Raw genomic sequence first — 11,823 nt, forward strand, 5'->3', positions numbered from 1 at the left:
ACTCCCCTCCGCTCCCCTTCGGAAAGGTCTGCCGTGCGCGACACCGCTCCTACTCTCATCCTGACCGGAGGCCAGGTCCTCACCGTCGACCGCGCCTTCACCGTCGCGGAAGGCGTGGCCGTACGCGGCCGGGACATCGTCGCCGTCGGCACGGACGCCGAGATGCGCGCGCTCGCAGGGTCCACGACCCGGGTCGTCGAACTGGGCGGGCGGACCGTCCTGCCCGGCATCAACGACTCGCACCTGCACGGTGCCGCCTACGGGATGACCAAGCCCCCGTTCGCCCTGGACGTCGGTCATCCGTCGGTGGGGTCGATCGCCGACATCGCCGCGGCCGTCGGCACGGCGGTGCGCGCCTCCCCGCCGGGAGAATGGATCGTCGGCCTCGGCTGGGACCCCGGCTACCTCGCCGAGTGCCTCGCGGACCAGGGGCGCTTCCCACACCGCAGGGACCTGGACGCGGTGGCCCCGGACCATCCGGTCTGCCTGACGGACTTCTCCTCCCACATGGTCTGGGCCAACACCGCGGCCCTGCGCGCCTGCGGTATCGACCGGGACGCCGTCGCGCCGCCCGGAGGCGTCATCGACCTCGACCCCGAGGGGGAGCCCACCGGCATCCTGCGCGAGGCCGCCCAGCGGCTCGTCCAGGCGGCCCTGCCGTCCCCGACGACCGCCCAGCGCCGGCAGGCCATCCAGGGCGTGATCCGCGAACTCCACTCCCGGGGCATCACCAGCTACACCGAGCCCGGCCTCGGCCCCGGCGGCGCCGGAACCCTGTTCGGCGGCCTGAGCACCGAGAACTGGACCGCGTACGCCGAACTGGCCGCCGAGGGCCTGCTCGACGCCCGGGTGAGCGTGCTGCTGCTGCCCGCACCGATGGGCGGCTCCGCCGACGACGTACGCAAGGGTCTGGCCGAGCTGCGCCGCCCGAAGTCCGCCGACCCACGGCTGCTGAACGCCATCGGCGTCAAGATCTTCGCCGACGGGGTGCCCCCGAACCGCACGGCCTGGATGAACGAGCCCTACCCGGACGGCGGCCACGGCGCGCTGTGCGTGCACGGCGAGAGCCCCGCGCTCCAGGTGGAGGAGCTGCGCGAGATGATCCGCCTCGCCCACGAGGCCGGTTTCCAGCTCGGCGTGCACGTCACCGGCGACCGGGCCATCGACACCGTCGTGGACGCCTTCATCGCCGCAGACGAGGCCGCACCTCGCCCCGACGCCCGCCACTACGTCATCCACGGCGACTTCATCGGCGCGGACAGCCTGGCCAAACTCGCCGCACGCGGCTACGGCGTCAACATGAACCCCGGGATCAAGTGGACCATCGCCGACCTCATGGACCAGGTCGTCGGACCCACGCGCTCGGCCTACCAGTGGCCCGTGCGGTCGGCGATGGAGGCCGGCGTCACCGTCTGCTCCAGCTCCGACGCGCCGATCACCGAGCCGGACTGGCGCCAGGGCGTGGCCTCGATGATGCTGCGCGAGTCCAGGGCCAGCGGCCGGCAGAGCGGCCCCGACCAGTGCGTCCCGCTCGCCGACGCCCTGCGTGCCTACACGGCCAACGCGGCCTGGCAGGACCTCGCCGACGACTGGAAGGGCACGATCGAACCCGGCAAGGCCGCCGACCTGTGCGTCCTCGACCGCCCGCTGCTCGGCCTCGACCCGCACGACATGACACGGGTGGAGGTGGACCTCACCGTGTTCGACGGGCGCGTGGTCCACGAACGGTGAATTCCTGAGAGGGAGTACCCGTCTCGGGTTGCTGCAAGGACACCAGGTACTGCGCGATGGGAGCGCTCCGCCGGGCCGGCCTGGTGGTGCAGTTCGATCATCTTGGCGACGAGTTCGGCCTGCGTGCCGTAGACCGGGATCTGCCCGCACACCGCGCGGGCGCACCGGCGGCCCAGGGGAACAGGGTGTCGTCGAGGAAGGGGAGACGGACGTTGAAGCCGGTGGCCCACAGGACGGTGTCGTGGTCGCGGGACGTGCCGTCGGCGAAGTGGACGATGATGCCGTCGAAGCGCTCGATGCAGGGGCGGACGGTGATCCGGCCGTGATGGATCCAGTGGTGGAGAAGGTCGTTGACGACCGCGCGGCCCTCGGCGAGAGTCGCGCCCTCGGGCTCGGGAAGGCCGGGGTAGGCGTCCCACTCGCCGATCGACAGACGGGCCGTCAGACGGTTGATCAGGTCCTGCTCCGGCGGCACGAGCCGTGCCGGGTGACGATGTCGGCATCCAGGCGGTGCTGGGCGACGTCAACGGCGAGGCCGCAGCCGGAGTTGCCCGCGCGGACGACGAGGACGCGGTCGCCGTCGCCGTCGCCGTCGCGACGAGCCTGGAGCACCTCGTCGACGCGGGACACGTCACCCCCGAGTCGATCCACCAGGCGGCCCACGACCACGGCTTCGTGCTGACCGGTCCGGTCCGTCCCGACCCCCGGGCCCGCGAACATCCCGGCTTCACCAAGGCGGACTTCGTCCCCAACCGGGAGACACACACCCTCACCTGCCCCCGCGGAGTCACCAGCTCCCCGTGGAAGTCGACCCCTGGCGACGTCCGAGAGCCAGCTCCTTCTCCAACTCGGCGAACTCGCCGTCGGACAGCCTGGGCAGTTTCGGCGGTCCCGTGGAGGCCAGAGCGTCCATCCCGCCCTCCCGCCACGCACGCCGCCAGCGTTCCACCGACCGCTCGCTGACCCGCAGCTCCCTCGCCATCCCCGCGGTGTTCTCACCACGCGCGAACCGCTCGCCAGCCTCGTACCGGATGTGCTCGCGAAACCGTCGCCGCTCGGCGGTCCATCCACCGCCCTGCGTACCGCACACCACCGTTGCCCAGAACGTCCACCACCAGCCCAAACCCAAGAGCCAGAGCGACCTGACGGACTCCTACTGGGAGACGGTGGGCGGACAGCGCGTCGAAGCGGGCGCGCGAGGTGGTGTCGTCAGACTTCGCATCAGAGTGTCCCGTGGTGTGGGTGGTCCGGCGCCGGCTGATCGGTGGCCCCCGCACCGGCCAGGGACGGCAACGTCACGTTGTGGGCCAGATGGGTCAGCCGGCCGGTGAGGTAGGGCAGCGGTCCGTCGGGCAGGTGCCAGACGGCGGCGACCTGTCCCGGCACGGCCCGCCCGTCGACGATGTGCCAGTCCGTCACCGGGGTGTGCCATTCGGCCCGGACCAGGCCGCCGGGCAGGGCGGCGTAGCGGTCGGTGGTGCTGAAGTCGTACGGGGCGCCGCGCTCGTCGATGAACACCCGGGCGCGGACGGTGCGGCCTGCGTCGGTGAGGCTCACCTCGAAGGTGTGGTCGTCCACCGGGTTCCAGGTGGTCGCGGGGGTGAGCAGCATCGACGGCGCGACCAGGATCGCGTCGTTGAGACAGGTGGTGAGCTCGCCGATGTCGAACTCGTCGCCGTGGCCGTCGACCACGGTCACCCGGTCCAACAGCTTGCCCAGCATGTGGCCGTGACCGTCCAGGTAGGTGTCGCGGCCGACCATCGGCACGACGCCGGCCAGGCGCACGCGCATGACGAACACTCTGGAGATATCGGGGCTCGTGTTGTACTGCCAGGCCTGGGCGGGCATCCAGCCCAGTCGTGGGCGCAGCCGGAACCGGCCGGCGAACCGGGCACGCAGCGACCGGACCCGTGGCCGGCCGACGACTCCCATGAACCCCAGGTAGCGCCGCACGACCGGCGGCAGCCCCGCCACTTCGGCCTCCGTGACCGGCGCCGGGTCAGCCGGTCCCGCAGGCAGGCCGACAGACTGGACCTCGCGGATCAGACGGCGCAACAGCGGGTCATGGTCCGGGTCCGACGCAGACAGAATCGTGCTGGTCACGACGACACCTCCCGTGTCCGCTGCTTCCCACGATCCGGCGGTCCGGCGCACCTCGCCAGGGCCGAACGGCCCCGGCCCGACCGTGGTGACGGCCGCCGGCCAGTGGGCCGCAGCACCGCCTGGCCTGGTCTGCGCACAGACGTACCCGGTCCCGGTCACGCATGGCTGCTGACCGGCTCACGGCGGCGACGGGTTGACGTTCTGCTGTGCCGGGCGCGTGCAGCCCGGCATCCTGGTCTTCACCTCACGCACGACGCAGGCGACGGGTCGCCGTACGACCTCACCGTGGAGAACGGCAGGATCCGCCGAGGTGGCGCCTGTCTCGGAGAGCCGGTCGTCGTCAAGCACTACCCCAGCTCGCTCTTCAAGACCGACCTGGATGCGCAGCTGCGGCAGACGGGCCGGAACACCTCGTCCTCGTCGGCATCATGACGCACATATGCGTCAACTCGACGGCACGTGACGCGGCCGACCGGCCGGTCACAGCGGTGCGGGCCTACTCGTTTCCGCCGCTGTCGATCCGGGCCAGGCCGAAGAACGGATGGCGCGGGTCGGCGGGTGTTCGCCCGGGGATTGCCGTCAGCCCTTCTCCTCAACGGATGTGAGGGAGGCGAGGGCGGCGTCGAGGCGGCGGGTGGCCTCCTCGGCGACCGGGCGCAGGGCGTCGAGTTCGGTGAGCGCGACCATCGTGTTCGGGTCGAGGGCCTGTACGGCGGTGCGGTCTCCGTCGCGGCGGACGACGACGTTGCACGGCAGGAGCAGGCCGATGGTGCGGTCGATCTCCAGGGCGCGGTGGGCGAGAGGCGGGTTGCAGGCGCCCAGGATCACGTAGTCCTCCATGTCGTGGTCGAGCTTCGCCTTGAGGGTGGCGGTGACGTCGATCTCGGTCAGGATGCCGAAGCCCTGTGCCGCGAGGGCGTCGCGGGTGCGGGCGACGGCGGTGGCGAAGTCGGCATCGAGGTGGACGGTGCGGTCGTAGCGCATGGTGTGGTCCTTCTGGTCGGCTCGCGTGGCGTGGACGGTGTCCGGCCGTGTGCGAGGCACTCGTGAGGCGTTTCCCGGGGCTTCCCCGGCCCTTGAAAATACCCCCCGGGGTACTCATGCTACCGTCGAAAGCATACCCCCTGGGGTAATTCATTGCTGGAAGGGAGTACCTCGTGTTCTTCGTCGACACGATCGAGGTGTCGGGGCTCGGCAACCGGAGCTATCTCGCGGGCGGCGAGCGGACGGCGGTGGCGGTCGACCCGCCCCGTGACGTGGACCAGGTGATCGCGGCGGCGGCCCGGCGCGGCGTGCGGATCTCGCAGATCGTCGAGACGCACGTCCACAACGACTACGTCACCGGCGGCCCGGAGCTCGCACGGCTCACCGGCGCCGCCTACCTGGTTCCCGCAGCGGCTCGCGTCTCCTTCGAGCACGTACCCGTCCACGACGGCGACCGGACGGAGGTCGACACCGAGGCCGGCTTGACCCTGCGGGCGCTGGCGACGCCCGGTCACACCCCGCACCACACCTCCCATGTGCTGGAGGAGAACGGCACGGCGATCGCGGTCTTCACCGGCGGCTCCCTGCTCATCGGCACCGTCGGCCGCCCCGACCTCGTGGAGCCGCGGCTGACCGAGCGGCTCGCCCGGGCGCAGTACGCCTCCGCGCACCGGCTGGCCGCCGAACTGCCCGACGAGACGGCTGTGTTGCCCACGCACGGCTTCGGCAGCTTCTGCTCCTCCTCCCAGGCAGAGGGCAGCGCCACGACCATCGGCAAGGAGAAGGCCTCCAACGAAGCCCTCACCCGGAACGTGGACGACTTCGTCGCCGACCTGCTCGCCGGTCTGGACGACATCCCCGCCTACTACACGCACATGGGCCCGGCCAACGCCGCCGGACCCGCGCCCGTCGACCTGACCCCGCCCGCTGTCGCCGACGCCGAGGAGATCGCCGCCCGGCTGGCGGCGGGGGAGTGGGTGGTGGACCTGCGCAACCGTGTCGCCTTCGCCGCGGGGCATGTGTCCGGCTCGTTCAACTTCGAGGCCGAAGGGCAGCTCGCCACCTATCTGGCCTGGCTGATCCCGTGGGGCAAGCCGGTCACGCTGCTCGCCGAGTCTCCCGAGCAGCTCGCCGCCGCCCAGCGCGAGTTGGTGCGGGTCGGCATCGACCGCCCCGCCGCCGCGGCCACCGGCGAACCCGCCGACTGGGTGTGCGACGGCGACAAGCCGGTCTCCTTCCCTCGGGCGACCTTCGCCGACCTCGCGGGCCGGTATCCGGCTGAGGGTGTCGTCGTCCTCGACGTCAGGCGGGATTCGGAGCGGGAGGTCGGGTACGTCGAGGGCTCGGTCCATATCCCGATCCACCTGCTGCACCGCCGCCTCTGCGAGGTCCCCGAGGGCGAGGTGTGGGTGCACTGCGCCGGCGGCATGCGCGCCGCCATCGCCGCCTCCCTGCTGGACGCCGCCGGCCGTGACGTCGTCGCCGTGGACGACTCCTTCGACGCGGCCGAGAAGGCCGGGCTCACCGTCCGCAACCCCTGACGGCGCGAGGCGCCGCACAGACCCCCGCCGATCTTCCGCACCGACGTGACGAACAGGAGCGAGAAACCGAGATGAGCATTTTCCGACGAGGCCGGGGCGGCCCGGGCCGGGTGACCGTGCAGGAGGCGGCCGCGCACACCGGCCACGGGAACGCCGCCGAGAGCGGAGGTGACGCCGTGCTGCTGGACGTGCGCGAGCCGTACGAATGGCAGGCGGGGCATGCTCCCCGAGCCGTGCACCTGCCACTGTCCGCCCTGGCCGCCGGGGCGGGACTGCCCGAGGCGGCCCAGGCGCGGCCCCTGATCGTGATCTGCCGCTCCGGCAACCGCTCCCGGCAGGCCGCCGAACTGCTGGCGGCCAGCGGCGCGGTGGCCGTGGACGTGATCGGCGGGATGCGCGACTGGGCGGTCGTGGGCCTGCCGGTGGTGAACATAGCCGGCGGAAACGGCACCATCGCGTGAGCGCTCTCATACTCGCCCTGGCCGCCGGGGCCGTGATCGGTCTGGCGCTCGGCGCCCTCGGGGGCGGCGGCAGTGTGCTGGCCGTCCCCGCCCTGATCTACCTGCTCGGCTTCAGTCCGGTCGGAGCCACGACCGCGAGTCTGGTCATCGTCACGCTCACCTCGGCCACCGCGCTGGTCGCGCACGCCCGGGACGGGAACGTGCGCTGGCGTACGGGGCTGCTGTTCGCGGCGGCCGGGATCGGCCCGGCGATGCTGGGCGGCGCGCTGTCCGCCCGTATCCCGGCGGCCGTACTGACGGCGGCCTTCGCCGTGGTCGCGGGAGCGGCCGCGCTGCGCATGCTGCGCTCCGGGCCGGCCGCGGAGGGCGCCGTGCCCGCACGGCCGGTGCGGGCCGCGGCCGCCGGGGCCGGGCTGGGCACAGTCACCGGCGTCCTCGGCGTCGGCGGCGGCTTCCTCGCCGTACCGGCGCTGGTGAGCGTTCTGGGTATGCGAATGCGGAACGCGGTGGGTACCAGCCTGCTGGTCATCACGGTCAACTCGCTGGCCGCGCTGGCGACGCGCGCCGGTACGGTCGAAGGGCTGGACTGGGCGGTCGTAGGGCCGTTCGTCGGGGCCGCGATCCTCGGTGCGTGGGACGGCAAGCGGCTGTCGGCGAAGGTCTCCGGGCGCGTGCTTCAGCGGATCTTCGCCCTGGTTCTGCTGGCCGTGGCCGCGTTCATGCTGATGGACGCGGTCGCGTGAGGCGGCCACCGCGCATGATCACGCCAGGGACAGGAACAACTTCTCCAGCCGGGCGCGCATCGCCTCCGGATCCTCACCGTTCTTGCGGCCCGACTCCATGTCGGTCACGCACTGCTGCAGGCCCGTAGCGATGATCGCGAAACCGGCCCGGTCCAGCGCGCGGGAGGCGGCGGCGAGCTGTGTGACGACGTCCTCGCAGTCGCGTCCCTCCTCGATCATCCGGATCACACCGGAGATCTGACCCTGCGCGCGGCGCAGCCGGTTCAGCACGGCCTTCAGGTCCGCACCCTCGAGCTCCAGTTCCACGATCACTCCTCGAAAAAATACCCCTAGGGGTACTGTACGTCCCGGTTCGGGACGGCGTCGACCATTAAGGATCACATCTGCCATGACCAGCTCCCCCACCCCCGCCGCCCTCGGCACCGACCAGGCCCGCACCCGGCTGCACGAACTCACCGTCATCGACGTGCGTACGCCCGCCGAGTACGCCTCCGGTCACCTGCCCGGCGCCCTCAACATCCCCCTGGACCACATCCGGCGGGCCCTGCCGGAGATACGGCACGCCGCCGAGCGCGGTGACGTCCTGGTCGTGTGCGCCTCCGGAGCCCGCTCCGAGAACGCCTGCAAGCTGCTGGCCGAGCAGGGTGTCACCACCGCCACCCTCGCCGGCGGCACCGGTGCCTGGGCCGCCGAAGGGCACGACCTGCACACACCGGCCGCCTGCGACACGCGCGCGGCCTGGAGCATGGAACGCCAGGTCCGCTTCACCGCCGGCAGCCTGGTCCTGCTCGGCCTCCTGCTCGGCCTGGTCGTGCATCCGGCCCTCCTGCTGATCGCGGCCGGCATTGCGGGCGGCCTGGTCTTCTCCGCCCTCACGAATACCTGTGGGATGGCGGTCGTCCTCGGCAAGCTGCCCCACAACCGCCCGCGCGCGGCCGACCTGGACGCCGCGCTCGCCGCACTGCGCAGCCGCTGAGCGGTGCGTTCGCGGGCACCCGCGGACACTCCCCGGGTGCCCCGAACGTCACTTCGCTCCAGCCGAGCCCGCAGCCTGTCGGCGCACGTCCTCCATGTCGACGGCCCGGATCTTGCCAATGAGCTCCTCCAGCGCCTGCGGCGGCAGCGCGCCCGGCTGCGAGTACAGCACGGTCCGGTCGCGGACGGCCATCAAGGTGGGAATGGACGAAATCCGGAAGGCCCCGGCGAGTTCGGGCTGCGCCTCGGTGTCGACCTTGCCGAAGACGATGTCGGGGTGGCGTGCGGCCGCCTTCTCGTAGACGGGCCCGAACATCCGGCACGGTCCGCACCAGGCCGCCCAGAAGTCGATCAGCACGATCTCCGAACCGGTGACGGTCTCCTCGAAGTTGTCCTTGGTCAGTTCCCTGGTGGGCATGGCTTCCGGTCTCCTCTCTTATACCCGGTGGGGTATATCGGTTCAACCGGCGCCGGTCCGGGTTTGTTCCAGGCAGACGGGCGGCAGCGGGAACCAGCGCATGCGCTCGAAGTCGGCCGGCAGCCCGGTGGGGCCGTGGTCCAGACTGTCGGAGCGGGAGGCGAACACCTCGCGGGCGCGATCGAGTTGACCGGCCAGTGCCTCCTCTCCCCGCCCGTGGTGGCGGACGGCCGGCGCGGTGAGGCGCCCGTCGGCAGTGAAGCGCACGTCGGTCAGGCGCAGTGGGGGATCAGCGGCACCGGCGCGGTGGTGCCACCGCCCTGTGTGCGGGTCGAAGCGGTAGTCGGGCAGGAGCCGCTGGCCGTGCGCGGCGATCAGGTCGACGGCGTCGATGAGGTAGTCGCGGACCGTGTCGCTGATGAAGTAGTTGAAGTTGACCCGGGCCCAGCCGGGCTTGATGCCGTCGCAGCCGTGGGCGACCTCGTCGAGCAGGGCGTGCGAGGTGGCCGCGTCGATGGCGAGCAGGCGATGGCCATACGGTCCGGCGCACGAACAGCCGCCGCGGGCCTGGACGCCGAACAGGTCGTTGAGCAGGGCGACGACGTAGTTGTGATGTAGGTAGGAGTGGTCGCCGTGGCGGATGCGGAAGGAGATGATGGACAGCCGTCGGGCGTGGTGGTTGCCGAGGATCTCGATCCGGGCGTTGGTGTCCCAACGGGCCAGCGCCTGCCGCCAGTGGCGCTCCTCGGCGGCCTGGATCGTGTCGGTGCCGACGGCCTGTTTGAGGGCGAAGACCAGTCCGGCGCGGATGGACTCGACGATGGCCGGGGTGCCCCCCTCCTCGCGAGCGACCGGGTCGTCGAGATAGCGGTGGCCGAGCGGGTCGACAAAGGCGACGGTGCCGCCGCCGGGCGCGGTGGGCACCTTGTTGCGGACCAGTTCACGGCGTACGACGAGGACACCCGGAGTCTGCGGGCCGCCGACGAACTTGTGCGGTGACAGGAAGAGGGCGTCCTTGTGGTCGCCCGCGCCGGGCTCGCTCTCCGTGAAGCGGATCGGGACGTAAGGTGCGGCGGCCGCGTAGTCCCAGAAGGAGAGGGCCCCGTGTGCGTGCAGCAGTCGGGCGATGCGGTCTGCGTCGGTGAGGATGCCGGTCACGTTGGAGGCGGCGGAGAAGCTGCCGATGCGCAGCGGCCGGTCGGCGTACCGCCGCACGGCCGTTTCGAGCCCGGCGAGGTCGATGTGGCCGTCCGCATCCTCGTCGATGACCACGACGTCGGCGATCGACTCGCGCCAGGGCAGTTCGTTGGAGTGGTGCTCGTACGGCCCGACGAAGACCACCGGACGCTGGGCCTCGGGAGGTTTCTCCGGGCGGCGCAGTTCCAGGATGCCGACGATTTTGTTGACCGCCGCGGTGGCGCCCGAGCCGCAGAAGATCACCAGGTCGTCCTCGGTACCTCCGACGGCGTCGCGGATGATCCGGCGGGCGTCCTCGCGTAGCCGGGTGGTCTGCAGACCGGTGCTGGAGCTCTCCGTGTGCGTGTTGCCGTAGCCGGGCAGCACCTGCTCACGGATGAAGTCCTCGACGAAGTCCAGGGCGCGGCCGGAGGCGGTGTAGTCGGCGTAGACGATCCGCTTCGGGCCGTACGGGCCGTCCAGCACCTCGTCGTCCCCGATGAGTCCGCCCCGGATGCGCTCCAGCAGTGCCGACGAGGCCGGCGCCAGGGACGTGCTCATGGCTCCAGCTCGATGTCGATCTCGGGCGGCTGGTGGAGAGTGTTGTGCACCGTGCAGCGCGAGGCCACGGCCAGCAGGGCAGCCCTGCGCTGTTCGGGGAGCTCCGGCGGTGGCACGACCACGACGCGCAGGGAGGCGACCCGGGCGGGGCGGTCGGTGGCCATGGTGAACTCCGTATGGACCCGCAGTCCTGCCTGGCTGAGGCCGTGCCGGTGGAGGAAGCGGCCCGCGTAGAAGGCGACGCAGGTGGCCAGGGAGGCGGCGAACAGCTCGGTGGGAGTGGGTGCGGTGTCCGTACCGCCGGCCTCGATGGGCTGGTCGACCCGGAGGCGGTGCCCGCGGATGTCCACCGCGTAGGCGTCTCGCTCGACGTGGGTGACCTCGAAACTGTGCACGTCCGCGTTCTGCGGCCGATTCGTGCCGAGGATCTGCTGCGTGCTGCCGGTCATGGCCGGGCCCTTCTCGCTGGTGCCGATAACTGCCGAATCCCATTCGACCGCGGAGGGTGCGGCGGATCGAGAGGCCGGCGGGGTGCGACAGGGGCCGTTCGGGCCTCGTGCAAGCTGGCGTGGCGATATACCCTGCTGGGTATTTTATCAGCGGGTTTGCGGCAGGCAAGCGGGCTGCGCGAGGCGCAGGGGCCGGGTGAAGGCATACCCCGGTGGGTACCGGTCGGGGGACCATCGGCCCCTGACCCCGCCTCATCCCCCGCAGCACTGTGGAGGCATGGGTAAACACATCGTGATTCTCGGAAGCGGAACCGCCGGCACCATGACCGCCAACCGCCTGCAGCGTGCTCACGGCGAGCGGGATTTCCGGATCACGGTCGTCGACCAGAACGACGACCACGTCTACCAACCCGGCCTGCTGTTCGTCCCCTTCGGGCTGGCCCAGCCGCGCCACCTGGTCCGCTCCCGCCCGCGGCAGCTGAACGAGGGCATCGACTACAAGTCGGCCCGGATCGAGCGAGTGGACCTGAACGAGCGGACGGTGCACCTCGGCGGTGGCATCCGGCTGACGTACGACGTCCTCGTGGTCGCCACCGGCGCCCGGCTGCTGCCGGAGGAGACCGAGGGACTGACCGGCCCCGGCTGGGGCGAGTCCGTCTTCACCTTCTACGACCTGCCCGG

The 11,823-nt window shown here is 71.6% G+C and carries 16 protein-coding genes and 1 pseudogene; 8 read left to right on the top strand and 9 right to left on the bottom strand.

The window, feature by feature from the left end; translation table 11 throughout:
• Positions 1 to 33 precede the first annotated feature (33 nt).
• Complete coding sequence (locus ACWC09_RS18625) at positions 34 to 1,731, top strand: amidohydrolase (RefSeq protein ID WP_450851613.1); 1,698 nt, start codon at positions 34 to 36, stop codon at positions 1,729 to 1,731.
• A gap of 97 nt (positions 1,732 to 1,828) precedes the next feature.
• Here the strand turns inward: ACWC09_RS18625 and ACWC09_RS18630 are convergent, their stop codons facing one another.
• The 4 genes and pseudogenes from ACWC09_RS18630 to ACWC09_RS18645 all read right to left on the bottom strand — a co-directional run bounded on the left by ACWC09_RS18630 (position 1,829) and on the right by ACWC09_RS18645 (position 3,834).
• On the bottom strand, positions 1,829 to 2,206 hold the full coding sequence (locus ACWC09_RS18630) for a hypothetical protein (protein ID WP_450851614.1): 378 nt from the start codon (positions 2,204 to 2,206) through the stop codon (positions 1,829 to 1,831).
• Positions 2,185 to 2,451, bottom strand: coding sequence for a hypothetical protein (locus ACWC09_RS18635; RefSeq protein WP_450851615.1), 267 nt, complete (start codon positions 2,449 to 2,451; stop codon positions 2,185 to 2,187). The genes ACWC09_RS18630 and ACWC09_RS18635 overlap by 22 nt, the downstream gene beginning before the upstream one ends.
• Before the next feature lie 103 nt (positions 2,452 to 2,554).
• Positions 2,555 to 2,821 (bottom strand): annotated as a pseudogene (locus ACWC09_RS18640) (helix-turn-helix domain-containing protein); the annotation flags it as partial.
• A 131-nt stretch (positions 2,822 to 2,952) separates the two neighbouring features.
• Positions 2,953 to 3,834: a DUF6544 family protein gene (locus ACWC09_RS18645; RefSeq protein ID WP_450851616.1), complete on the bottom strand. Its 882-nt coding sequence runs from the start codon at positions 3,832 to 3,834 to the stop codon at positions 2,953 to 2,955.
• Between the two features lie 285 nt (positions 3,835 to 4,119).
• On the opposite strand from ACWC09_RS18645, the gene ACWC09_RS18650 reads away from it, so the two are divergent.
• On the top strand, positions 4,120 to 4,266 hold the full coding sequence (locus ACWC09_RS18650) for a hypothetical protein (RefSeq protein WP_450851617.1): 147 nt from the start codon (positions 4,120 to 4,122) through the stop codon (positions 4,264 to 4,266).
• Positions 4,263 to 4,439, top strand: a complete 177-nt coding sequence (locus ACWC09_RS18655) for a hypothetical protein (protein ID WP_450851618.1) — start codon at positions 4,263 to 4,265, stop codon at positions 4,437 to 4,439. The genes ACWC09_RS18650 and ACWC09_RS18655 overlap by 4 nt, the downstream gene beginning before the upstream one ends.
• Here ACWC09_RS18655 and ACWC09_RS18660 read toward each other — a convergent pair.
• Positions 4,414 to 4,818: a DUF302 domain-containing protein gene (locus tag ACWC09_RS18660; RefSeq protein ID WP_450851635.1), complete on the bottom strand. Its 405-nt coding sequence runs from the start codon at positions 4,816 to 4,818 to the stop codon at positions 4,414 to 4,416. The genes ACWC09_RS18655 and ACWC09_RS18660 overlap by 26 nt on opposite strands.
• 173 nt (positions 4,819 to 4,991) lie before the next feature.
• Between ACWC09_RS18660 and ACWC09_RS18665 the strand changes: the two genes are divergently transcribed.
• From ACWC09_RS18665 to ACWC09_RS18675, 3 genes are all read left to right on the top strand, one after another.
• Positions 4,992 to 6,359: an MBL fold metallo-hydrolase gene (locus ACWC09_RS18665; protein WP_450851619.1), complete on the top strand. Its 1,368-nt coding sequence runs from the start codon at positions 4,992 to 4,994 to the stop codon at positions 6,357 to 6,359.
• 71 nt (positions 6,360 to 6,430) lie between these two features.
• The gene (locus tag ACWC09_RS18670) at positions 6,431 to 6,820 is read left to right on the top strand and encodes a rhodanese-like domain-containing protein (RefSeq protein ID WP_450851620.1); all 390 of its coding nucleotides are present in this window, start codon (positions 6,431 to 6,433) and stop codon (positions 6,818 to 6,820) included.
• Positions 6,817 to 7,563, top strand: a complete 747-nt coding sequence (locus ACWC09_RS18675; protein WP_450851621.1) for a sulfite exporter TauE/SafE family protein — start codon at positions 6,817 to 6,819, stop codon at positions 7,561 to 7,563. Before ACWC09_RS18670 ends, ACWC09_RS18675 begins: the two co-directional genes overlap by 4 nt.
• 18 nt (positions 7,564 to 7,581) lie before the next feature.
• On the opposite strand, the gene ACWC09_RS18680 is transcribed toward ACWC09_RS18675, so the two are convergent.
• Positions 7,582 to 7,869, bottom strand: coding sequence for a metal-sensitive transcriptional regulator (locus ACWC09_RS18680; RefSeq protein WP_047017838.1), 288 nt, complete (start codon positions 7,867 to 7,869; stop codon positions 7,582 to 7,584).
• 82 nt (positions 7,870 to 7,951) lie between these two features.
• On the opposite strand from ACWC09_RS18680, the gene ACWC09_RS18685 reads away from it, so the two are divergent.
• Positions 7,952 to 8,539 (top strand): rhodanese-like domain-containing protein, encoded by a 588-nt coding sequence (locus ACWC09_RS18685; RefSeq protein ID WP_450851622.1) that lies wholly within the window; start codon positions 7,952 to 7,954, stop codon positions 8,537 to 8,539.
• Between the two features lie 48 nt (positions 8,540 to 8,587).
• Here the strand turns inward: ACWC09_RS18685 and trxA are convergent, their stop codons facing one another.
• Genes trxA through ACWC09_RS18700 form a run of 3 tightly spaced genes read right to left on the bottom strand, consistent with a single transcriptional unit; the run spans position 8,588 to position 11,142 of the window.
• A complete protein-coding gene (gene trxA / locus ACWC09_RS18690; protein ID WP_450851623.1) occupies positions 8,588 to 8,956 on the bottom strand; it encodes a thioredoxin in 369 nt (122 codons plus the stop codon).
• 42 nt (positions 8,957 to 8,998) lie between these two features.
• Entirely contained in the window at positions 8,999 to 10,693 is a 1,695-nt protein-coding gene (locus ACWC09_RS18695; protein WP_450851624.1) for an aminotransferase class V-fold PLP-dependent enzyme, read from the bottom strand.
• Positions 10,690 to 11,142 carry an OsmC family protein gene (locus ACWC09_RS18700; protein ID WP_450851625.1) on the bottom strand — a complete coding sequence of 151 codons (453 nt, stop codon included), beginning with the start codon at positions 11,140 to 11,142 and terminating at the stop codon, positions 10,690 to 10,692. The genes ACWC09_RS18695 and ACWC09_RS18700 overlap by 4 nt, the downstream gene beginning before the upstream one ends.
• Before the next feature lie 277 nt (positions 11,143 to 11,419).
• Here ACWC09_RS18700 and ACWC09_RS18705 point away from each other — a divergent pair.
• Positions 11,420 to 11,823, top strand: a 404-nt coding sequence (locus tag ACWC09_RS18705; RefSeq protein WP_450851626.1) for an FAD-dependent oxidoreductase, incomplete at its 3' end; no start/stop codon positions are given.

The organism is Streptomyces sp. NPDC001617, assembly GCF_053596855.1.

Bases quoted from the DNA above. Each gene is read 5' to 3' on its own strand.
- ACWC09_RS18660 (WP_450851635.1), bottom strand. From the start codon at position 4,818: ATGCGCTACGACCGCACCGTCCACCTCGATGCCGACTTCGCCACCGCC.
- ACWC09_RS18655 (WP_450851618.1), top strand. From the start codon at position 4,263: ATGACGCACATATGCGTCAACTCGACGGCACGTGACGCGGCCGACCGG.
- ACWC09_RS18700 (WP_450851625.1), bottom strand. From the start codon at position 11,142: ATGACCGGCAGCACGCAGCAGATCCTCGGCACGAATCGGCCGCAGAAC.
- ACWC09_RS18695 (WP_450851624.1), bottom strand. From the start codon at position 10,693: ATGAGCACGTCCCTGGCGCCGGCCTCGTCGGCACTGCTGGAGCGCATC.
- ACWC09_RS18635 (WP_450851615.1), bottom strand. From the start codon at position 2,451: ATGTTCGCGGGCCCGGGGGTCGGGACGGACCGGACCGGTCAGCACGAA.
- ACWC09_RS18685 (WP_450851622.1), top strand. From the start codon at position 7,952: ATGACCAGCTCCCCCACCCCCGCCGCCCTCGGCACCGACCAGGCCCGC.
- ACWC09_RS18670 (WP_450851620.1), top strand. From the start codon at position 6,431: ATGAGCATTTTCCGACGAGGCCGGGGCGGCCCGGGCCGGGTGACCGTG.
- trxA (WP_450851623.1), bottom strand. From the start codon at position 8,956: ATGCCCACCAGGGAACTGACCAAGGACAACTTCGAGGAGACCGTCACC.